This is a genomic window from Streptomyces pimonensis (assembly GCF_041380215.1).
Taxonomy (GTDB): domain Bacteria; phylum Actinomycetota; class Actinomycetes; order Streptomycetales; family Streptomycetaceae; genus Streptomyces; species Streptomyces pimonensis.
Genome location: NZ_JAHWZY010000062.1, coordinates 1 through 19,946 on the forward strand (window position 1 = coordinate 1; position 19,946 = coordinate 19,946).

Below are 19,946 nucleotides of genomic sequence, written 5' to 3' on the forward strand. Positions count from 1 at the left end.
GCCCATCCCGCCGCACGCGGAGCCGGACCAGATCGAAGCCGCGGCCACCGCGATCCTCAAGGGGGACAGCGACCGCGGCTCCATGGTGAAGCAGGGGCTCAAGGCCAAGATCCAGGAGATGCTGCCCGGCAGCCGCCACCGCGACGACCGCCCCGGCACCGGCAAGCACGACAGCGCCGAAGGGAACAGGTGACCCGGGCGGCGCCCCGGGCCGGACGCTCCACGACGGACCCGCCGTGGAGCGTTTGGCCGTCTCCGCGCACCGGGCCTCACGGACCCGCCGACGGTGACGCGGCCCTGCCCCGGGACGCGACGGCCCCGGTGCCGGCCGAGGCCACCGGCAGCAGACGGTTGCCGTACGTCTTCCAGCGTGCTCCCGTGCTGCGTCACCGCGATGGTGCAGCGCTGGCCGGCCGGACCCGTGCCACCGTCACGGGACGGCGGCGGTGCTCCGTGTTCCCGGCGGACCGTCACCGCCTCGACAGCCGCCCCCACCGTTCGCGGGACGGCCACCCCGACCGGAACCCGCCGGTGGCCGCAGCCGTCCGTCGAGCACGCCACACGCGTGCCCGCGTCAACCGGACCTCGCCGTCCGCCCGTGTCGCAGGTCCCGCTCCAGAACCCCCTGACGTCGGCCGGCGCCTGCGGGCGCCTGACGACGGGAAGGAGCGGATCGGCCGGTTCCGTGGACGACACTCCACCGGGGGACTGACGGCCCGTCGACGAACGCGGCGCCGGGGTGGACGCCGTACGACCGTCAGTCCTTGCCGCGCCCCGTCAGGGCGTCCCTGACCCGGTCCACCATGCCCGCGCCGGGGGCCAGCAGCTTGTTGGCCGGCGGCGTGTCCGGGGCCGCCGGGTGCGGCCGGGTGGGAGCGGTCCTCTTGGCCTGGCGGACCTTGTCGCCCAGCTTCATCAGCTCGTCCTCGGAGGCCGCCGACCTCAGCCGGGGAAAGAGGTTGCCCTCCTCGTCCCGGATGTGCGAGCGGATCTCGGTCATCAGCGCGCCGATGAGCCGGTCGAACTCCGCGTCGCCGGCGTCGACGCCCTCGAGCGCCTTCATCGTCCGCTCGGCCTCGGCGTGGTCCTCGAGCTCCTTGTCGGCGAGCGTGTCACCGTCCGGCAGGAACGCGCGCACGGCCGGGTAGAGGTGCATCTCCTCGGCGACCGAGTGCCGCACCAGCTCGATCACGGCCTGGTCGGCGTGCTTCCTGCGCTGCTCGTGCCCCGGCGGCAGGGCCTCGATCTTCCCGAACAGCTCTTCGACCTCGCGGTGATCGGTGGTCAGTTCCGCGATGACATCCCCGCCGTGCCCCATGGCTGCTCCCTTTCCTCTGCGCTGATCGCCGTGTGCCGGTCACTGTGCGTCGACCGGAACGCCTCGACCGTGTATCCCCGGCCCCGCGCCCGCAAGCCGGGGAGGCATTCGGCGCATCGGAGCCGCCGCGTGGGGCCGCACGGGCGGCCGGGTGCCGCTTCCCGACGGGGAACCCCTGGCAAGCCGTATGCGGAGGACGTCGACATCAGCGGACGCGCCCAGCGCGTCCGCGCCGGACTCCCGCGGGGTTCCGTCGTCGACCTCCTCCACAGGTCTCCGGTGGACAGGGCACAGCACGCCCGCCGACCGCGCGCCCGCCGACGGACTCGACGAGCGCTGGCGGTCCGGCCGACTGTTCATCGACATCGGCATCGCCGCTGCCGTCCTGGACCGGCCGCGTCCGACAACCCGCGGCGCGCCACTGCTGTGCGCGGGCGCGCCCCACCGCGCCGCCGGGTTCGCCGTCGTCATCACGACGGGAGCGGTGGCCACCCGGCCCGTGGAGAGTCGCCGGGTCGACCAGGAGCGGGATCTCCGCGGCCGGCCGCGGGCCCGGTCAGGTCCGGGTGGCGCCCGTGCGGGAGGGACAGGGCCGGGGCGGTGCCCGTGGTGTCGTGGCCCTCGGCGAGCAGGGGGCGGACGCGTTCCAGGCGGCGCGGGTCACCCGCTCAGGCGTGTCAGGGGTGGGGGCAGGGGCCCGGTGTGGGAGTGAGTGAGGCCCTGGTGCCGCTGACGATGATGTGGACACCGGTCAGCAGTTCGACGTGCAGGGCGTTGACGACGATGCCCTTGCCGTCGCCGTACGGCTTCTGTTCGTTGAGGATCACGGAGCCGACGAGAGGGATGGTGACACCGGTGTTCGGGGCGGGATGCGCGGTGATCCTGATGCCGGCCACCTTCGTGTCGGTCAGGACGGAGCTGCCGCTGGTGGACACCGGCCCGATACCGTCGGGCGTCACACCGCCGGTGGCGGTGGCGGTGGCGGTGATCTCCTTCGCGGAGATCGTTCCGCCCAGCAGGTTCACCTGTGCGGTCGTGGCTTTCGCCGTGGCGGTGCGGACGCCGTTGGTGCCGACGGTTCCCTCTGCCGACGTCCGGACGACTCCGAGGGAGCCGAGCGAGCCCAGCGGGGCGTTGAGCAGATCGGCGGTGTCGGTCCCCGGTTCCTGCGTGCAGGTGACGTCGGACGGCGCGATGGGCGGCACCGCGTCGATGACGGCGTCGACCTCGGCGCTGTACGCGTGCGCGTCCATCAGCAGAGAACCGAAGGTGACGGTGGCGCAGCCCGGCGCTTTGATGCCGACGCGTTCGGTGGTGGCTGCCGCGCAGAGGGTGTACGAGGCGCCGCGGGCCGAGGTCACTTCGACCTGGACGGTGCAGGCGTCCTGCCCGGCCGCGAGGTTTCCGGTGGCGGTGAGCCTGTCGTTGTCCGGGGAGATGGTGACGGTGCCGGCACCGCAGGTGGTCGTGGCGGTGGACGGGTCGGACACCACCAGGCCGGGGGGCAGCCGCTCGGTGAACGACCAGCCGTTCTTGGCTGCCTTCTCGCTGGTGTTGGTGACGGTGAGGGTGAGGGTGCTGTCCGCTCCGGCGGGCAGGGACGCGGGGCTGAAGGCGATGTCGAGCTGGGGGGTGGCGTCCAGGAGCCGGACGTTGTCGAAGGCCCCGTCGTTGCCTGCGCCACTGGCCTGCGCGTTGATCAGCCGGATACCCGCTGAGGGGCCGGAGAACAGCACGGCGCTGTTCCCGGCGTAGGTGCCCACCGAGGTGCCGTTGATGACGTGGTCCGGGTCGGTGCAGGGGTTGATCGGCGTGGTGAACGTCGGGATCGCGGTGCCGCCGTCGAGCAGGTGGAACTCCAGCAGTGGGTGCGCGGCGAAGCAGTTGCGTGCGGCCGCGTCGACCGAGAAGGTCAGGAACCGGTTCTCCCCCTCGAGCGGGATGGGCCTCACCGTCTCCAGCTCGACCTTGCCGGCCCCCGGATCGCCCTCGGTGTAGGCAGCGACGGCGTGGTTGGTGGCCGGGTCCTCACCGGACCACTGCCCGAGTGCGCTTGCCATGGACTCCAGCGGCCCCCAGAACGGGCCGCAACCGCTTCCGGGCGGGCCGCTGTCGGGGTTGAGGGGAGAGACGATCCACCCGTTGCATCCGGTCAGCCACGCCGGGTCGGCGGTGTACGTCTGGGAAAGCGGGGGTCCTCCGGTGTAATCGGTGATCAGCCGAGGGACAGCGTCCTGCTCGTGCTCGAAGTCCTCTTCGAACACCACAGCGGGCGCTTGCGGGACGCCGGGACTGCCCGGCGCCGTCTCCCGCGCCTGGGCGACGGTGGCCGGGCCCGTGAGAACCGCTCCCACGGCCAGGGCCATGACGGCTACGAAGCCGGTGCCGTGCAGTGCGCGTCCGCGCGGCCCGCTTCCGGTCGCAGCTCTTCTTGACGGTAATCGCCTGTACATCTGTGTGTCCCTTCGTCGCGTGGCCGGCCCTCTCCATGACCGGCGGATGCCGTCTCCAGGGAGATGCCGGATCCATGGCCTGCCCGGAATCGGGCACACCTTCGCCATCGGTGTACCGGAGCATGTCTGCGGTCGGGACAGTCTGGAACTGTTCGAGCACCGCCGCAGGGGCGCACGCACAAGCGCAGGGTGCACAATCCGGCGCGCGAGCGTCCACGCTCCGGCACGCCCCTCGACGCCGCCGCTCTGGCCGGTTTCACCGGTTCACCCGGTTCCGCCGGGTGTGTAGCGTCATGGCGCAAGCGGTGGGCTCCGGCCGACCGAGTTCATGTCACCGGGCTGATCGCGCGCTGTGACGTACGGTGGCGGGCCGAGAGGCGCAAGCCGGCCGGACAGCGGGGATCACCGATCGGGAGGAGCACCATCATGTCCTGGATCACCACCGGCCTTCGTGCGTTCAGCGGTGAGATGCGCGCACGCTGGCACGGCTACTTCATCGGATACGGGCAGCAGGACTGACGCGAAGCGCTGCGTCACAGGAGGACGGCAATGGCGTGGGTCACGAGGTGTGCTCAGGTACTCATCGGTGAGATGCGCGCTCGCCACGACGCGTACGGCGACAGGTACGGACGCGAAGCGTAGACGTCCCGTCGTACGGGGAGGGGTGCGCAGCCGCAGCCGCGCGCCCCTTCCCCCCGGATTGCGGAGGACTTCGTGTTCCTGGACAGGCAGAGCCTTTGGCATCACCTTCGAAGGTGGGAGAGCCTGGCGGCGGACGCCCACGGCCCGTTCAGGCTCCGCTTCGGGACCCTGTTCGTCGCCGATGCGGAAGCGGCCCGGGACGTGCTGGTCGATTCGGCCGACAAGTACGCGCCGCAGTCCGGGTTCTTCCGTCTGGGACCGACGCCTCTGCCCCGGACGCTACGAGCGGAGGCGTCACACGGACTGCTCGGCATCCTGGCCCGTCACGATCTTCGCTCGTCGTTCGACGTCGACTCCGCCCTCCGCGAGGCGGGTGACGGACGCGGCCGCCTGCGGCACCAGCGCTGGGGGGTCCAAGTGGTTCGGCGGTACTTCGCGCCGGTGATAGCACACCAGCGGCACAGCGACATCAACTCGCTCGTCGACGCCTACCTGACCTCGAGCATCGTCGCCGACGACATCGTCGGTCACGCGGTGAGGCGCGCCCACCGCTCCGTGCCCGGCATCCGGGCCGGATTCGCCGAGCAGCTGGCACGGCTGCCCGCACAGCGTGCCGACGCCCAGGACCTCGTCGACCTGGTGATGCGCCTGCCCGGGGGGCTCTCCCTCGCGGATCGCGCGCAGCTGCTGCAGCGGCTCGTCCTCGCCACCGTCGGCTTCACCGGCGTGACCCTCGAATGGGTGGTGCTGCTCGGCGTTCAGCACGGGTACAACGATCCGGCGTTACGACCGGAACACGTCCGTCCGCTGGTCAAGGAGGCGCTACGTCTCTGTCCGACGGCATGGCGGCTGGCCAGGGTGGCCGCCACTGATCACGAGATAGCCGGCGTTCCGGTGCGGGCGGGCGAGCACATCCTGATCGGCACCCACGCGCTCCACCGGGCGGCGACCGTGTGGGACCGGCCACTGGACTTCCGTCCCACGCGTTGGGAGAGACCGACGCGCGATCAGAAGCGGTCCTACCTTCCCTTCGGGAAGGGGAGGGAGATGTGCCCGGCGAACGGATTCGCGGTCCAGGCTCTCGAGCACCTCGGCTACCTCGCCCTGCGTGACTACCGGGGGACCGTACGGCTCCGGAGGCGAAAACCTCACGTCCGCACGCTCCTGGCTCCGCCGGCGGGCTGGACCCGCCTCACCGCAAGGGCACAGGCGGATCGGCGGGACTGAGCCGAAGAGTTCCCGCGGGCCCCTCCGGTGACCGTCGAAGGGCCGTTCGGGAAGACGCGCCCTCCGCGTGACCCCGAGCGCCGAGCCCGGCAGCGCCCCGCCCCGGGCCGCAGAAGGACTCTCACGGTCATGTTCTTCGCGGTCCCGCAAGGGGCCGCCGGCTTCCGGGCCCGGCATGACTGTCGTCCCCTGTCGAAGCCGATGACCTGGGTGGTGTCATCGAGCCCGGGGGTGCCCGTCGGAGGCGCCGACGAGGGGATCCGGTCACCGTCCGGTCCGGCGCACCGCCGGCCGGTCCGCGGGCGGCAGGGCGGCAGGGCGGCAGGTCCGCACGACGCGGATGCGCGCGTACGACGCCACTGCCGAGGCCGGCACCGTCGACGCTCCCGACAAGGGCGCGGTGACCGGCACCGGAGGCGTGGGCGTGTCGCCGGGCCCGGACGTCGGCGTCCGGGCCCGGCGCCGCGACGCCGGAGGGCCGAGGCTCCCCGGCGGGGCCCGGAGTCGGTCGGTCCCTTCGCGGCGCGGGCTCGTCCGTGCGCCTTTCGGCGTCACGGAAGCCGGCCGGTGGGATCGGTCCTGCTGCCGGGCTGTGGCTCAGGCGTCGATGATGACGGGGATGACGAGGGGCTTGCGGCGGTGGGTGCGGAACGCCCAGTTCGCCACGGCGCGGGCGAGGAGCTGTTCGAGCTGGTGCGCGTCCCCGACGCCTTCCTCCGCCGCCCGGGCCAGGGTCTTCTCGATGACGGGGACGACCGGCTCGAAGGTGGTCTCGTCGTGCACGAAGCCGCGGGCCAGGAAGTCGGGAGGCTCGGTCAGCGCACCGGTGTCGGCGTCCACGAGGGCCACGACGGTGACGACGCCCTCCTCGGCGAGGGTGAGGCGGTCCTTGAGGGACGCCTCGGTGGCGCCGCCGACCTCCATGCCGTCCACGTAGACGTTGCCCGCGGGGACCTTGCCGCTGATGGACGCGCGGCCGTCGACGAGGTCGACGACGACGCCGTCCTCGGCGATGACGACCCGGTCGGGGTCCACGCCGGTACGGATCGCCAGGTCCGCGTTGGCCCGCAGGTGACGCCATTCGCCGTGCACGGGCATGACGTTGCGGGGTTTGACGATGTTGTAGCAGTAGACGAGTTCGCCGGCGCTGGCGTGCCCGGAGACGTGCACCTTGGCGTTGCCCTTGTGGACGACGTGGGCGCCCCACCGGATGAGTCCGTTGATCACCCGGTAGATGGCGTTCTCGTTGCCGGGGATGAGGGAGCTGGCGAGCAGGACGGTGTCGCCCTCGCCGATGCGGATCTGGTGGTCGCGGTTGGCCATCCGCGACAGCGCGGCCATCGGTTCGCCCTGGGAGCCGGTGCACACCAGAGTGATCTTGTGGTCCGGGAGCTTCTCCAGCTCCTTCGTGCTCACGACCAGACCGGAGGGGACCTTCAGATAGCCCAGGTCGCGGGCGATGCCCATGTTGCGCACCATCGACCGGCCGACGAAGGCGACCTTGCGGCCGTGCTGGTGGGCGGCGTCCAGGACCTGCTGGATGCGGTGCACGTGGCTGGCGAAGCTGGAGACGATGACCCGGCGCGGCGCGGTGCGCATCACCTGCTCGATCGCCGGGTTCAGCTCACGCTCGGAGGTGGTGAAGCCGGGCACCTCGGCGTTGGTGGAGTCGGTGAGGAACAGGTCCACGCCCTCCTCGCCGAGGCGGGCGAAGGCGCGCAGATCGGTGATGCGGTCGTCGAGGGGGAACTGGTCCATCTTGAAGTCGCCGGTGTGCAGCACCATCCCGGCACCGGTGCGGATCGCGACCGCGAGGCTGTCCGGGATGGAGTGGTTGACCGCCACGAACTCGCAGTCGAAGGGACCGAAGCCGCGCCGGTCGCCCTCCCGCACCCGCACCGTGCGGGGCCGGATGCCGTGCTCCTTGAGCTTGGCCTCCAGGAACGCCAGCGTCAGCTTGGAGCCGACGACCGGGATGTCCCTGCGCTCGCGCAACAGGTACGGCACGCCGCCGATGTGGTCCTCGTGGCCGTGGGTGAGCACCACGGCCACGACATCGTCCAGCCGGTCCCGGATCGAGGTGAAGTCCGGCAGGATCACGTCCACGCCGGGCTGGGTCTCCTCGGGGAACAGTACGCCGCAGTCGACGATGAGCAGCTTGCCCGCGTGCTCGAAGACGGTCATGTTGCGGCCGATCTCACCGAGGCCGCCCAGGGCGGTGATCCTCAGCCCTCCGTCGGGCAGCGGCGGGGCGGCTTTCAGCTCGGGGTGCGGATGACTCATACCTTGACGTTACCCGGGGAGTGGGGTGGGGTGATCCATCGCCTGTGTGATCTCTTCTCCGGAAGAGGTCGGGGCACCACCACGGGTACCCGGGATCGACCGGATCACACCGGTGGCCGGGACAGGGACCGGTGAGGACGGCACCGCCTTCCGTGGGTGAGCCGTACGACCGGTGTGCCGGCGAGGATCCGGTACCCCTTGTCGTGGTGGCCGGCCTCCCGGTGCGCCTCGGTGCCGGCCCGCCTGGCGCCCAGCAGAACCCGGGCGCTGTCGGCACCGTGCGCGAAGTACGCCGGGAGCGCCCCGGGCCGGAGCCCTCCCGTAGGGGCGACGATGCTGCCCCACGCCTGGAAGGCAGGGCGCGCTCAGGGGTCGGGGCCGAGTTCGGCCCAGACCGTTTTGCCGGGGTGGCCCGGGGTGACTCCCCAGCGTTGGGCGAGTCGTTCGAGCAGCTGCATACCGAAGCCGCCGGGCTCGGTGTTCCTGGTGGCACGGACGCTCGGCCAGCGGTCGCTGTGATCGCTGACCGCGATGCGCAGCAGCCGGCTGTTCCAGGTGAGCCGGATCAGGGGCGGGCCGGAGCCGTGCCGGATGGCGTTGGTGATCAGTTCCGAGACGAGCAGTTCGGCGGTCTGGATCACCCGGTGCCGGCTCAGCGGGCCGCCGAAACCCTCCATGCAGTCGCGGGCCCAGTGCCGGGCGGCCGTGATGCTCGCCGTGACCGCGGGGAAACGCGACTCGCAGGACGAGATGGTCGGTCCGCCGTTCACGAGGTTCCTCCAGCCTGGTCGCCCTGCGCCGCCACCGACCGGCGCTGTGCGCAACCCGGGCCGGCCGCCCGTCGGGTTGCCCATGCCTGCCCGGTGAACCCTCCGTGTCCACCGGGTGACCGGGAGATCCTGTGAAGGGTCGTCCGCCGGAAGGTCGACGGGGCTGGTGGTGGCGGGCCGGGGGAGGCTGGCAGAATCGGATCCCGTCACACGGAACGAGGCCGCGCCGGTCGCGCTGCCACCGTGGCCCGAGGGTGAGGGAGCCGGCATGGAACAGGTCTCGGACGTGGAGATCCCACTGGACCGTGATGTGTTCCTGCGGACTCTGGTGCGTGAGCTGGCGACGTCACTGGAGTCGGTGATCGGCCTGGAGGAGGCGTCCGGCTACGTCAGCCTCGTGGGGCAGGCCGTCGGCACGCAGATCGACGAGATGTACCTCAAGGCGCTGGGAACCGACCGGCTCACAGGTGAGCAGGTCGCCCAGGCGCTCGTGGACCTCAAGCGCCGCATCAACGGTGACTTCCACGTCATCGAGCACGACGAGAAGAGGATCGTGCTGGGCAACCGGGTCTGCCCGTTCGCCGAGAAGGTGGTGGGCCGGGAGTCGATGTGCATGATGACGTCCAACGTCTTCGGCACCGTCGCCGCCCGCAATCTGGGCTATGCGCGGGTGGAGCTGGAGGAGACCATCGCACGCGGCGACGCGGGCTGCCGCGTGGTGGTGCACCTGGTACCCGACCTGGACATCGAGGCGGTGAGCGGCCGTGAGTACTTCGGTGACCCGGCTGTGGCTCCATGAGCCTTGGCCTCTTCCGGGCCATCACCAAACCGCTGCCCCATCCGGTGCTGCTCTGCGGGGCCGACGGCCGCGTGCTGGCCGCCAACCCGGCGGCCGTCCGCTGTGACGACCGGCTGCGCCCGGGCGCCAGCGTGTTCGATCTACGGCCCGACGACACATCGGGGCTGCGCCGGCAGCTGACCGTGTGGCTGCGCAGCGGCAACCCCCTGCCCGGCGCGCTGGTCATCAAGGACGCCGACGGCCGCATGCGACGCCTGCGCTGTCACGGGGCGCGGGCCACCTGGTGGGACGGCCCCCAGCCGGCTCTGCAACTGCATCTCGTCGAGACCGGGAGGTCCGACCAGTTCGTCGTGCTCAGCCAGCAGGTGGAAGCGCTGAACCGGGAAGTCGCCTTCCGCCGGGTCACCGAAGTGGACCGGGCTCGGCTGCTGAGCGCCGAACAGGCCGCCCGTGCCCAGTTGCAGCACCTGTACGACCTGACCGCCGCCCTGGCCGGCGCGATCACCCTCGCGGAGGTTTCCCGAGTCGTCAGCGAGGTGGCGCCGGCCGCCCTGGGGGCCACCGCGGCGGAGCTCTATCTGCACTCGGCTCGGCTGGTGCCCCCTCTGCAGCCGAAGGACAACGGTCCTCCGGCCGACGTGGAGGGCTGGACCGACCTGGACCGGCCGTCTCCCCCGGACGGCTCGTCCCCCGAGGGAGCCTCGGACGCGGTTCCGCTCGCGCTGTCGCTGGAAGCGGACGGCGTCCGGCTGGGCATGCTGATCGTGTACGGCTCGCACAGCTCCACCGCTCCCGAGCACGTGACGGCGGTGACCCAGCAGATCGCCCAGGCCCTGCGCCGGGCGGGGCTGCACGAGCACGAGCACCGGGTCGCCGAACGCCTGCAGCTCAGTCTGCTGCCCCAGCTGCCGCGCCTCCCCGGTCTGGAGACGGCCACCTGCTACGCCCCGGGCAGTGACCTGCTCTCGGTCGGCGGCGACTGGTACGACGTCTACGACGTGGACGCCGATCACATCGGCCTGAGCATCGGCGACGTCGCCGGCCACGGCCTGCACGAGGCGACCGTCATGGCACAGATCACCGCAGCGCTGCGCAACATCGTGCCGCGCTGCGGCACCGACCCCACCGCTGTCCTGGACGAACTCAACACCTTCCTGGGCCGCTACCATTCGGACCTCATGGCCACCGCCTGCTACCTGGTCTTCAACCGCCGGACACGCGCCCTGGCCTACTCAAGGGCGGGCCATCCGCCGCCGCTGCTCATCCACGCCGACGGCACCAGCGATTACCTGGACCGTGTCGTCTCACCCCCTCTCGGACCCGTCCGGGACGTCCGCTACCGACAGGTCGACACCACCGTGACCGAGGAGGACACCCTGCTGCTGTACACCGACGGGCTGATCGAACGCCGGCGCGAAGACCTCGCCATAGGAATGGAACGGCTGACCGCGTGCGCCCGTACCACCAGCGGCCTGACCATCACCGAGCTGTGCGACCGGTTCCTGCACCACCAGCCCGAGGCGGCGTTCCCCGACGACCGGGCCCTGCTCGCCGTCCGCTTCCTCCCGCCGGCCTGACCGGCCCTCCACCCGGCGCAGGCCGCACGGGCACCGAGGGCTGCGGCGGCTCCTCGCCCTCGGCAGGCCGGACGCCCCGGCAGGACCAGGGTGTTTCGTCACCGGCGACACAGTGCCCGGGCCGCCGGCCTGAACCTTCCGGTGCTGTCCCACCACAGGGTGCACCCGGTCAAGCCGGCGGACTCCCCGGGCACGGGCTGGTGGCATGAGTCTTTGATCCGGTTCAGATGTCCGGCGAGGCGTTCGAGGATCTCGGCGGTCCTGGTCAGATGAAGGGGCGGGGGTTCTCGTTCCAGTCGGTGAACTGAACCGCTCCGGGACCGGTGGAGGCTCTGCTCCGCACGGGTGCGAGGTGCTTGCCCTGGCCGGGGAGGGCCTGTCCGGCCAGGGGACCGGCGAGGGCCCGCACTTGGACATGACGACGGCCGGGGCGCGTGGGGCGGCCCCGCTGACGAGGACGGGCCTTCCGAACCGGATCCGGCCGGCCCGTCCCGGCGGCGACGCGTCGTCGGCCCCTCTCGTCGGCCCCGTCCCGCTACGGCCTGCTCGCCATGCGCTCCTCGGCGAGCTCCTCGCGGACCTCGGTAGTCTGCTCCTCCTGCGCCGACGCGGGGAGCCGGCGCAGGGCGAGTGTTCCGAGGGCGGCGTGCAGAAGGCTCGCCGCGACCACGACGACGTGCAGTCCGGTGACGAACGCGGACTTCGCGTCCTGGATCACGGAGGGGAGCAGGGAGGGCAGTTGGAGGGTCTCGTCGAGGGTGGGGGCGAGGTCCGGGCCCTGGAGGCGGAAGAGCAGCGCGGCGAGCGAGCCGAGGATCGCGATGCCGAGGGCGTTGCCGATCTCGTTGCTGGTCTCGGCGATCGCGCCGGCCGAACCCGCCCGCTCCGCGGGGACCGCGCCGACCGCGGTGTCCGCGACGACGGCGGTGTCCGCGACGACGGCGAAGGAGATGCCGTATCCCAGGCCGGCGATCACCGTCGAGGCGACGTACCAACCGATCCCGCCGGTGACCGTGGTGGGGAGCAGCAGCAACAGGCCTCCCGCGATGGAGAAGTGGCAGATGAGGAGTGCGGACCGCTTGCCGATGCGTTCGACGACGGCCGGTGTGACGACGCAGGAGACGGTGAGGGCCGCCGCGCCCGGGAGGGCCAGGAGCGCCGCGTGCAGGACGCTCAGGTCCAGTACGGACTGGAGGTAGATGCCGGACAGGTACGCCGTCGCCGACCATGCGGCCAGGGGCAGCAGGCCCGTGATGACGGCGATGGTGAAGACCCGGTCGCGGAAGAGGGAGAAGTCGATCAGCGGATTGTCGAGGTGCCGTTGGCCCGGCCGTAGCGGTCGCCGATGCTGCCGAAGGCGACCAGCAGGGAGCCGACGGCGAAGCCGTAGACGTCCAGGATCCACAGCGCCTGGTCGGCGGTGGGCGAGAGGTCCTGACTGATCCGGGGCATCGCCAGGAACAGGATCGACCCGTCCATGGAGACGAGGAGGACCGGGCCGAGGACCACCACGAGCCCGAGCCAGGCCCGCGGTCCGGGTGCGTCGTTCACATGCTGCTGAGTCATGGTGCCGACACTCGGGCACGGTGTGACCGACAACCATCCCCATGGTGTGGGTACACCCGACAGGTACACCCGCGGACCGGGCGAGCGCCCTACGCTCGTCCACATGGAGAGCCTCGGAACGTTCCTGAAGAGCCGTCGTGACCGGGTCACTCCGGCCGAGATCGGCCTGCTGACCTACGGAACCTCCCGCCGGGTCCCCGGTCTCAGACGGGAAGAGCTCGCCCAACTCGCGGGAGTGAGCGCGGGGTACTACACGCGTCTGGAGCAGGGGCAGGCCGAGACCGCCTCCGAGCAGGTGCTCGACGCGCTCGCCCGGGTGCTCCGGCTCGACCAGGTGGAGACCGTCCACCTGCACAACCTCGCCCGGCAGTCGGTGAGGCCCGGTCTGGGAGAACCGCCCCGCGAGGAGCCCCACCCGCGGGTACTGACCCTCCTGAAGTCACTGGGCGAGACCACGCCCGCGGTGGTGCTCGGCAGGCGCGGCGACGTCCTCGCGTGGAACCGCACCGGGCACGCGCTGGTCGCCGAGCACATCCCCTTCGAGGCGCCACGAGATCCGGAGGGGCGTCCGTCGATCCCCAGGATGTTCTTCCTCGACCCGCACACCCGCGACATGTACCGCAACTGGCCGGATCTCGCCACGGTCCACGTCGCCTATCTGCGCCTCACCGCGGGCCGCTACCCCACGGACGCCCGGCTCGCCGGACTGATCGGCGAACTCCTGATGAGCAGCCCGGACTTCGGCACGATGTGGGCGACGGGGGACGTCTCCGACTGCACGACGGGGACCATGCACCTGCAGCACCCCACCGTCGGGGCGGTGAGCGTGGACTACCAGGTGTGGCTCCAGCCCGACAGCCCCGACCACCGCGTCGAGATCTACACCCCCAACGACGCGACCTCCGCGGACGCGCTGCGCGTGCTGAACCAGCAAAGCGGCCGGGGTGACGAGCCGGAGTCGACGGCCGTACGGGCCGGGTGACCCTGGAACCGCCCGCGTTCCTTCCGGGGACGCCCGCGAGGGGGGCGGGGGGTGCCTCCGTGCGGAAGAAGCGGCGGGGCGGCTGTACGCGGGGGACGTGCCCCGCGTGCTCAGGCCGTCGGACGGACCCGGCGGGGACAGGGGGTGTCGAGCATGCCCGCCGCGCCGGGGCGGTGGAACCGGAAGAAGAACGCGGCGAGCGAGCCGAGCAGGAGATGCCGAGCGCGCCGTCCAGCTCGTTCGAGCGCCATGGCCGACAGCCCGTCCCTCCGGCTCGGGGCGCCCCGCTCCCACGCCGGAGGAAGGGCACCGTCCGAGGGGCGTGGAGCTGCCGACGCACATGGTCCGGTCCGCGTCCACGCCCGGTTCCGGCCTGATCATGCGCAAGCCGGACAGCATGTGAGGACCAGGCACGCGCGCGCCCGGCCCCTGTCGTCGAACGTCGGGGAAACTACAGAACCCCAGGTCGGAAGCGGTGCTCCGAGCGCCCTGACGCGCCCCAAGACCCTGAGCGTCGAACGAGCCTCACGTCTCATGGCCATGCGCGTGGGGCTGCGCCTTCCCATCAACAGTGTCGCCACGGCCCGGCCGGCGAGGGAGTGAGCGACCGGTACGCAGATCTCGCCCGGGTCCTCGCCGGAGAGGGCTCCTTCGCACCGTTCGGTACGGAGAGCCTGGCCGGGTCGGAACCGTGGGCGGGCGCAAGGCCGGAGCCTCCCTGGAGACGAAGTCCGTGCACCGCCCGTCCGCGGCGCACCGCATACGGCAGACGGCCCCTCCTCCGGACAGGGAGGGCCACCTGATGATGACCCTTTCCTCATACGCCGGCGGCTACGCGGGATCCAGCACGGCCCGCGCGGGGAGCCCGCCGTTCTCCTCACAGCGCAGTTCCTTGGCCATGGCCAGCGAGACGGAGTGGGCCACGGTCGCGTAGGCGTCCTTCAACGCTTCGACGTCACCCTCGGGCTCCGTCCACACATCCCGATGCTCCACGCCGATGACAATGTGGGCCGCGCTCGACGAGCCGGCCAACTTGTCGCTTCTACAAGCGAAAAAGACGTACGCCTTGTCCGCCGCCGCCACGGCCCGCTCCCCCATCTTCAGCACGGTGAACTCCGGGGCCGAGGCGCCCGTCGGGGCGCTGTCTTCCAGGTCCCAGGTGATTCTGAGATCGAAATCCGGCGTGTCGATGGGCGTGTAGACACGGCAGACGTCCCCGCGATACACCCTGGGATCCAAGAACGCGTCGACAAGGTCCGCCGCGGCCTGCGCGACGGTGTACTCCTCTGCCGACGCCTCGAACCGCGACGACCCCGTGATCACCTTCAGTGCCTTGGACGCGTCGGCGGACATAGCCTTGCCACCACAGAGTCGTGTCCCCGCAACGACCTTGTAATCCTTCGGAGTCTTCGGAGTTTCGCCCACCTCTCCGTCCCCTCCGCAACCCGTGGCCCCGAGAAACAACGAGCCGACCACGGCCGCAGCGAGGAGTCCCCTGCGTACCGACCTACGACTGATCACTGTCCGCATCCTTACGTATTCTCGGCCGTCCGTCGTCCTCAGCCGGTCTCCGGGTCGTTCCCCTGCTGGTTCTCCCGGTCGTTGCCGACCCCGTAGCCGATCAGCATCGATTCGCGTAGGTCTTGCTTGAACACGCTGTCCTTGCCCACACCGTGTTGCCGCAGGAACTCCTCCATCGGGGCCTCGGCCATGCTCTCACCGGCGAAGTAAATCTTGTCTTTCTCATCATCGGTGAGGTCCTCCACCTTCCCCTTGTGCTCCCCCACCGATTTGTCCGAGATATCGCCGATCAACTGTCCTACGACCTGTTCGGCAGCGCCACTGAGGGTGTCGGTCGCCAGCGGGACGAGCACCGCCGCCGTACCCACGGCCGCGGTCGCGGGCAGGAAGGCGACGCCCGCCGCGATGCCCGCCGTGGCCCCGAACTCGATCCAGCCCGCCCGCTCGGCGACCGCCTTCTCGTAGTCCTCGTGGGTCTTGAGGTTCGTCGCCTCCACCTGGTCGGCCCGGGACTGATCGAGCATGCCCTGCACCTCGGCGCCCACGCGTACGGTCGCCCTGGCAGCTCCCTCGCTGATCCTTCCGTCCGGGCCCACGGTCCCTTCCAGCACGCTGCGGGTGTAGACCTGCTCCGCGGCCGAGACCGTCGCGTAGGCGTCCGGGTGCTGGCCCAGGGTGCTGAGGAAGCCCCGGACGACGCTCCGCCCGTTCCCGTCCGCGGTGTCCGCGAAGTCGATGTGCCCCTCCGGGTTCCTGCCCGGTGCGAACACGCTGTCCGGATCGTTCTTGGTCAACGCCCAGTTGATGTCGTCGATGTAGCCGGCGCCCATGACGCCCAGGCTGTCGGCCATCACCTCGTGCTTCTTGAGCAGAGCCGGGTCCGCGCCGTACTTCTCCATGACCTGCTGCATGACCGCGGCGTTGTCCGCGTCCCGCACCACGCCGGCGTCCGGGTGCCCGGCCGGGTAGCCGAGGGTCGCCGCCTCCAGGGCGTGGCCGAGGGCGTCGGGCATCTGGTCGAGCGACGCCCTGAGCTCCCTCTGGTCGAGCGAGTTGACGTCGGCGAAGGACTCCCACTTCTCGTTGCCGAAGAAGTCGAGGTAGTTGTCGATCGCCTCGCCGTCCCCGTCCTTGCCGAGGTCGGCCGTGGCACCGCGGTCGACCGTGCCGTCCTCGTTGTAGGCGGTCGGGGGGTCGGCGAAGAACTTCTTCGCCGCTTCCGGGCTGTTGCCGAGCGCTTCCAGCATGGCGGTGGCCGGGTCGTAGCCGGCCCCGTTCACGCCGGAGGGGTTGAACGGGTTCCTGAGCGGACTGTGCGCCGTCTTGTTGCCGGCGAACATGCCCGGGTCCTTCTGGTGCAGCTGTGCCACGTGCTCGGCGATCGGGTTGAGGAACTTCGCGTCGTAGTTCCCGTACCGCATGATCCCGCCGAGCAGCTGGTACCCGAACGGCCCGCCGTAGTCGTGCTTGGCCAGCGGAATGTGCTCCGTACCCAACTTGCGGAACTCCGGACCCCACTTGTCGGTGAACGCCTTGTCGTGGGAGGCGGTGGCCAGGTTGAGGCCGAGGTTCTTCTGGAGCTCCTGGACGTCCTTGAGGCGCTCCGCGTCGACCTTGCCGTACTCGTACGTGTCCGTGGAGAGCTGGCCGAAGAACGCCAGCGACTTCTCGGGGCCGAGCTTCTCGTAGAAGTTCCTGGAGAACTCCACCGACGAGCTGTTGTCCTTCAGCAGCTCGTTGAGCTGCTGGAGTTCCTTGTGTGTGATGTCTTGGCCCTTGGCCGTCAGGGCGGCGGCGCGGGCGGCCTCCTCCTGGTCCAGCTTCGTGTACGTCGGAGCGCTGAAGTCCTTGCGGTCGGTGACGTTGGCCTCGAGGGTGTTCTTGAGGGCGAGGTCGGTGTCGTTGCAGTTGTCGACGATGAGGTCGATCCGCTTCTGCCACGACTCGATGTTCCGTCTCTCCTCCCGCAGGAGCTCCCCGTAGTCGGGGTCGTGCCGCGCCGCCTGGTTCTGGGACAACGGGTTCCGCGCCGTGACCTTGCCGTTGCCGTCCACGCGGATACCGGCCGCGGGCCCCTCGTGGTCCCGGATGTCGACCAGGTCGTCCCTGGCCTTCTTGATGGCCGCGTAGCCCTCTTCCAGGATCCGCTTCACACCCTTGGCCTCGGCCGCGGCGTCCGCGAACTCCTTGGCCGTCTTGCCGATGAACGCCTTGGTGACCCCTGCGTTGACACCCTCCCAGGCTGCCTTGTCCGCCTTGGTCTTCATCCCGTCGACGGCGTCGGTGGCGAGCTTGTCCAGCTTCCCCGCCATTTCCGACCAGTCGTCGGCGGCGGCCTTCAGTTTCGCCACCGGGGCGTCGATAATGTCCTGGTACTCCAGCATGTTGCGCGCTCCCCCGAGCCCTACTTCATGTACTCCGTGAGCACGGACACCCGCGTCAGCTCCCCCTCGACCTTCGCCTCGTCCTTGGCGTGCCGGGCCTTGCTGTAATCGAGGTGGTTCGAGATCTGCGCACAGGCGTCCAGCAGTGTCTTCAGGTGGGTCTGCCAGAAGTCATGCACCTTCAGCACGGCCGAACCGCTCACGAAGTTCCCGTTGGTCAGCGCCGTCGCCGCGTCGAACGTGGAGGAACGGGCGATGTCGCCCTCCTTCGCCAGCCGTCCCAGCAGGTCGTACGCGTCGTTGCCGATGGCGCCGAGATCGTCCCGATTGACCACCAGGTCCTTCCCGCCACCACCTCCGCCGCCTTCGGCCGGAACGCTGTTGATCTGCATGGCAGTCCGCTTGGCCGCCGCCACCGCACGCAGTTCGGCCCATTCTTGCTCGAACGTCATGGATTCCCCCAGGTCCATCCGGACAGGCCACTCCACCGTACTCGCACGGCCACCGGCCTGATCACCTGTCGGTCGTGCCATCACCCGCCCACGAGGCGACCGGTGGTTGATCCCCCCGAGGCCCGGACCGCAGGCGCCGCCCGTTGGTGGTCGTGCCGACCGCGGGCCCGGCCGCCGGCAGCCCTCGTTCGTCCCCGTGCTGCACAAGGTGCGGTTCCGTCTGCCCGTCGGACGCCCCCGGCCCCCGGCCTGGCGCGGTCGCCGCGGACAAGGCCCACTCGTCGTCGCGGCGGACCAGCCCACGATGCGGCGGGAGAAGGTGTCCACGACGAAGGCGACGTAGACCACCCCGGTCCAGGTCGCGACGTGTGTGAAATCCGCGACCCAGCAGCGGTTCGGCGCGTCGGCGACGACGTCGCGGTCCACCCGGTCCGGTGCCCGCTCGGCCTGCCGGTCCGGAATCGTGGTGATGATTTCCTTGCCGCGGACGGCGCCGGCGATGCCCAGCTCGCGCGTCAGCCGTTCGACGGTACAACGGGCCACCGCGTGACCCTGCCGGTTCAGCTCCCGCCAGATCTTCCGGGCCCCGTAGACACGGTAGTTGTCGGTGTGGACCTGCCGGATCAGCTCCTTGAGTTCCGTGTCCCGCACGGTACGGGCGGACGGGGCGGCCAGGCGATTCTTGTGGGCATAGTAGGTGGAAGGGGCGATCTTGCAGTCGTGCTCGGTGAGTGTCCTGCAGATCGGCTCGACCCCGCCGAAGCGGCCTTGGTGCTCGTCGATGAACGCTACGAGCGCGTGTGTGGCCGGTCGAGCCCGGCCGCGAAGAAACTCGCCGCGGCCTTGAGGATCTCGTTGGCCCGCTTGAGCTGGGCGTTCTCCTTGCGCAGGGCCGCGAGCTCGGCCCGCTCGTCGGTGGTGAGCCGGTCGTCGCGCTCGTCGGCATCGGCCTCGGCCTGCCGGATCCAGCCGCGCAGGGCCCCGGGATGCACACCGAGATCGATGGCCAGCTTCTTGATCTGCGGCTTCGGTTCGGAGGCCCGGTACATCCGCACCGCACGCTCACGCAACTCCAGCGAGTACTTTCTGGGGGCGGCCATGGCCGATGTTCCTCTCATGAGAACCACCTGACCCTCTGTCAACACACTCCGCATCTCGGGGGAACCTCAACCCGGGCGCGAGCCGGTTTCCGGAACACGCCTTCCAGCCGAGCCGCGTCGACTCGGTCACCGCGAGCTGTGAACCGTCCGCTCGACCCGCTGTATGAAGGAACACAGGCCGAGCCAACGTCTGAGTCAGAAAACCGCAGGTCAGACGCCCTTCGTCGCAGGTTCCAAAATCGCTACGCAATCCACATGCGGCGTCGTCGGAAGGATGCCGGCCTGGACACAGACGTCAAAGCAGCAGGTCAGAGCGGGTTTTGAAGCTTGGTCGAGGGCCGTCGGACATACGGAGCGTCAGGTGAGCGTCACGGCCCCACGTCGGTTCGGCACCGGAACTCTGGCGCGTCACGCCTCCACGTAGTACGTAGCGCCTCCACCGGTACGGAGCCTCACGCCGGTGGAGCCGCGTCGGTGCGCCCAGTGCGTGTGAGAGGTCCGCCGTCAAATGGGCAGTGTGATCGGAATTTGCTGACGAGGCTTGCCGCGCTGCGCCGTCGGAGAAGGAAACGGGAAACAGCTTCGATCGCCTTGTCCGTCCGGGAGTTGGTGCCGCATTCTTCCGTGCAGTACCGCCTCAGCCCGGACGACCGGGTTTGGGAGGTTCCCGTGCCACATCCGTCCACCCCGTTCGGTGAAGAACTGAGGAAGCGGCGTCTGGAGGCCGGACTAAGCCTTACGGACCTGTCCGGTCTCGTGCACTACAGCAAGGCGCAGCTCAGCAAGGTCGAGCGAGGCATCAAGGCACCCAGCCGTGATCTCACGCGGCTGTGCGACGCCGCACTCGGTGCCGACGGGGCACTGATCGCCCT

At 70.4% G+C, this 19,946-nt stretch carries 14 protein-coding genes and 4 pseudogenes; 7 read left to right on the forward strand and 11 right to left on the reverse strand.

Annotation, left to right across the window (positions count from 1 at the left end; translation table 11 throughout):
- Positions 1–193: pseudogene (locus KYY02_RS32255) on the forward strand (thiamine pyrophosphate-requiring protein); the annotation flags it as partial.
- Positions 194–757: 564 nt separating this feature from the next.
- Here KYY02_RS32255 and KYY02_RS32260 read toward each other — a convergent pair.
- Positions 758–1,318, reverse strand: a complete 561-nt coding sequence (locus tag KYY02_RS32260; protein WP_371244328.1) for a hemerythrin domain-containing protein — start codon at positions 1,316–1,318, stop codon at positions 758–760.
- 677 nt (positions 1,319–1,995) lie between these two features.
- Positions 1,996–3,684: a choice-of-anchor P family protein gene (locus KYY02_RS32265; RefSeq protein WP_371244330.1), complete on the reverse strand. Its 1,689-nt coding sequence runs from the start codon at positions 3,682–3,684 to the stop codon at positions 1,996–1,998.
- Between the two features lie 930 nt (positions 3,685–4,614).
- On the opposite strand from KYY02_RS32265, the gene KYY02_RS32270 reads away from it, so the two are divergent.
- Entirely contained in the window at positions 4,615–5,640 is a 1,026-nt protein-coding gene (locus tag KYY02_RS32270; RefSeq protein ID WP_371244332.1) for a cytochrome P450, read from the forward strand.
- Positions 5,641–6,237: 597 nt separating this feature from the next.
- Here the strand turns inward: KYY02_RS32270 and KYY02_RS32275 are convergent.
- Both KYY02_RS32275 and KYY02_RS32280 read right to left on the reverse strand, forming a co-directional pair.
- Positions 6,238–7,923 (reverse strand): ribonuclease J, encoded by a 1,686-nt coding sequence (locus KYY02_RS32275; protein ID WP_371244334.1) that lies wholly within the window; start codon positions 7,921–7,923, stop codon positions 6,238–6,240.
- 365 nt (positions 7,924–8,288) lie between these two features.
- On the reverse strand, positions 8,289–8,693 hold the full coding sequence (locus KYY02_RS32280; protein WP_371244336.1) for an ATP-binding protein: 405 nt from the start codon (positions 8,691–8,693) through the stop codon (positions 8,289–8,291).
- Between the two features lie 268 nt (positions 8,694–8,961).
- Here KYY02_RS32280 and KYY02_RS32285 point away from each other — a divergent pair, with 268 nt between their 5' ends.
- Both KYY02_RS32285 and KYY02_RS32290 read left to right on the forward strand, forming a co-directional pair.
- Positions 8,962–9,492, forward strand: coding sequence for a methanogen output domain 1-containing protein (locus KYY02_RS32285; RefSeq protein WP_371244338.1), 531 nt, complete (start codon positions 8,962–8,964; stop codon positions 9,490–9,492).
- A complete protein-coding gene (locus KYY02_RS32290) occupies positions 9,489–11,069 on the forward strand; it encodes a SpoIIE family protein phosphatase (RefSeq protein ID WP_371244340.1) in 1,581 nt (526 codons plus the stop codon). The genes KYY02_RS32285 and KYY02_RS32290 overlap by 4 nt, the downstream gene beginning before the upstream one ends.
- 535 nt (positions 11,070–11,604) lie before the next feature.
- Here KYY02_RS32290 and KYY02_RS32295 read toward each other — a convergent pair.
- Positions 11,605–12,635 (reverse strand): annotated as a pseudogene (locus KYY02_RS32295) (MFS transporter).
- A 103-nt stretch (positions 12,636–12,738) separates the two neighbouring features.
- On the opposite strand from KYY02_RS32295, the gene KYY02_RS32300 reads away from it, so the two are divergent.
- A complete protein-coding gene (locus KYY02_RS32300) occupies positions 12,739–13,617 on the forward strand; it encodes a helix-turn-helix transcriptional regulator (RefSeq protein ID WP_371244342.1) in 879 nt (292 codons plus the stop codon).
- A 110-nt stretch (positions 13,618–13,727) separates the two neighbouring features.
- Here KYY02_RS32300 and KYY02_RS32305 read toward each other — a convergent pair whose 3' ends face one another.
- The 4 genes from KYY02_RS32305 to KYY02_RS32320 all read right to left on the reverse strand — a co-directional run bounded on the left by KYY02_RS32305 (position 13,728) and on the right by KYY02_RS32320 (position 17,974).
- Positions 13,728–13,868, reverse strand: coding sequence for a hypothetical protein (locus KYY02_RS32305; RefSeq protein WP_371244344.1), 141 nt, complete (start codon positions 13,866–13,868; stop codon positions 13,728–13,730).
- A gap of 580 nt (positions 13,869–14,448) precedes the next feature.
- Positions 14,449–14,970, reverse strand: a complete 522-nt coding sequence (locus KYY02_RS32310; RefSeq protein ID WP_371244346.1) for a hypothetical protein — start codon at positions 14,968–14,970, stop codon at positions 14,449–14,451.
- A 206-nt stretch (positions 14,971–15,176) separates the two neighbouring features.
- The gene (locus tag KYY02_RS32315; RefSeq protein WP_371244348.1) at positions 15,177–17,522 is read right to left on the reverse strand and encodes a hypothetical protein; all 2,346 of its coding nucleotides are present in this window, start codon (positions 17,520–17,522) and stop codon (positions 15,177–15,179) included.
- A gap of 20 nt (positions 17,523–17,542) precedes the next feature.
- Positions 17,543–17,974 carry a hypothetical protein gene (locus tag KYY02_RS32320; RefSeq protein WP_371244352.1) on the reverse strand — a complete coding sequence of 144 codons (432 nt, stop codon included), beginning with the start codon at positions 17,972–17,974 and terminating at the stop codon, positions 17,543–17,545.
- Between the two features lie 125 nt (positions 17,975–18,099).
- On the opposite strand from KYY02_RS32320, the pseudogene KYY02_RS32325 reads away from it, so the two are divergent.
- Positions 18,100–18,309, forward strand: a pseudogene (locus KYY02_RS32325) (IS5 family transposase); the annotation flags it as partial.
- Between the two features lie 4 nt (positions 18,310–18,313).
- On the opposite strand, the pseudogene KYY02_RS32330 reads toward KYY02_RS32325, so the two are convergent.
- Together KYY02_RS32330 and KYY02_RS32335 are read right to left on the reverse strand one after the other, a co-directional pair.
- Positions 18,314–18,625 (reverse strand): annotated as a pseudogene (locus tag KYY02_RS32330) (IS3 family transposase); the annotation flags it as partial.
- 137 nt (positions 18,626–18,762) lie between these two features.
- Positions 18,763–19,074, reverse strand: a complete 312-nt coding sequence (locus KYY02_RS32335) for a transposase (RefSeq protein ID WP_371244350.1) — start codon at positions 19,072–19,074, stop codon at positions 18,763–18,765.
- Positions 19,075–19,743: 669 nt separating this feature from the next.
- Between KYY02_RS32335 and KYY02_RS32340 the strand changes: the two genes are divergently transcribed.
- Positions 19,744–19,946, forward strand: a 203-nt coding sequence (locus KYY02_RS32340) for a helix-turn-helix domain-containing protein (protein ID WP_371244354.1), incomplete at its 3' end; no start/stop codon positions are given.

What these genes read in the sequence shown, in the direction of transcription:
- KYY02_RS32285 (WP_371244338.1), top strand. Translation starts at nt 8,962, where the DNA reads ATGGAACAGGTCTCGGACGTGGAGATCCCACTGGACCGTGATGTGTTC.
- KYY02_RS32300 (WP_371244342.1), top strand. Translation starts at nt 12,739, where the DNA reads ATGGAGAGCCTCGGAACGTTCCTGAAGAGCCGTCGTGACCGGGTCACT.
- KYY02_RS32290 (WP_371244340.1), top strand. Translation starts at nt 9,489, where the DNA reads ATGAGCCTTGGCCTCTTCCGGGCCATCACCAAACCGCTGCCCCATCCG.
- KYY02_RS32305 (WP_371244344.1), bottom strand. Translation starts at nt 13,868, where the DNA reads ATGGCGCTCGAACGAGCTGGACGGCGCGCTCGGCATCTCCTGCTCGGC.
- KYY02_RS32310 (WP_371244346.1), bottom strand. Translation starts at nt 14,970, where the DNA reads ATGTCCGCCGACGCGTCCAAGGCACTGAAGGTGATCACGGGGTCGTCG.
- KYY02_RS32335 (WP_371244350.1), bottom strand. Translation starts at nt 19,074, where the DNA reads ATGGCCGCCCCCAGAAAGTACTCGCTGGAGTTGCGTGAGCGTGCGGTG.
- KYY02_RS32275 (WP_371244334.1), bottom strand. Translation starts at nt 7,923, where the DNA reads ATGAGTCATCCGCACCCCGAGCTGAAAGCCGCCCCGCCGCTGCCCGAC.
- KYY02_RS32315 (WP_371244348.1), bottom strand. Translation starts at nt 17,522, where the DNA reads ATGCTGGAGTACCAGGACATTATCGACGCCCCGGTGGCGAAACTGAAG.
- KYY02_RS32320 (WP_371244352.1), bottom strand. Translation starts at nt 17,974, where the DNA reads ATGACGTTCGAGCAAGAATGGGCCGAACTGCGTGCGGTGGCGGCGGCC.
- KYY02_RS32260 (WP_371244328.1), bottom strand. Translation starts at nt 1,318, where the DNA reads ATGGGGCACGGCGGGGATGTCATCGCGGAACTGACCACCGATCACCGC.
- KYY02_RS32265 (WP_371244330.1), bottom strand. Translation starts at nt 3,684, where the DNA reads ATGGCCCTGGCCGTGGGAGCGGTTCTCACGGGCCCGGCCACCGTCGCC.